1 protein-coding gene is annotated in these 289 nt (G+C 65.4%); it reads right to left on the bottom strand.

The window, feature by feature from the left end; all coding sequences use genetic code 11:
* Positions 1-92: 92 nt before the first annotated feature.
* A partial coding sequence (locus tag LD028_RS08765; protein ID WP_369414818.1) for an alpha/beta fold hydrolase occupies positions 93-289 on the bottom strand: 197 nt, incomplete at its 5' end.

A 289-nucleotide genomic window follows, 5' to 3' on the forward strand; every position in this document is an offset into this window, starting at 1 on the left:
GTGCTCGGCAGCCTTTTTGCATGGGCGGCAGCCTTTTTCGGCTTCATCCGCCGGGTCCATGCAAAGACCCAACCGGACGGATGCCTCTGCGCTCACCTTACATCGACAGTCTCGCGTCCAACCGATTGGACAAACGCCCGGCACCGTTCGTTACACGCATCGGCGCCCCGGGTGACGACCTGATGCGTGACGCCGGGAATCAGGACCAGCCGGGCATGGGGCAGGCGCTTGGCCAGCAGCCGGCCGTACGCGTGCATCCGCTTGTCCTGCTGGCCGTAGACGAGCAGCG

This window comes from Anoxybacillus sp. LAT27 (genome assembly GCF_022030075.1).
Lineage (GTDB): Bacteria > Bacillota > Bacilli > Bacillales > Anoxybacillaceae > Anoxybacillus > Anoxybacillus kestanbolensis.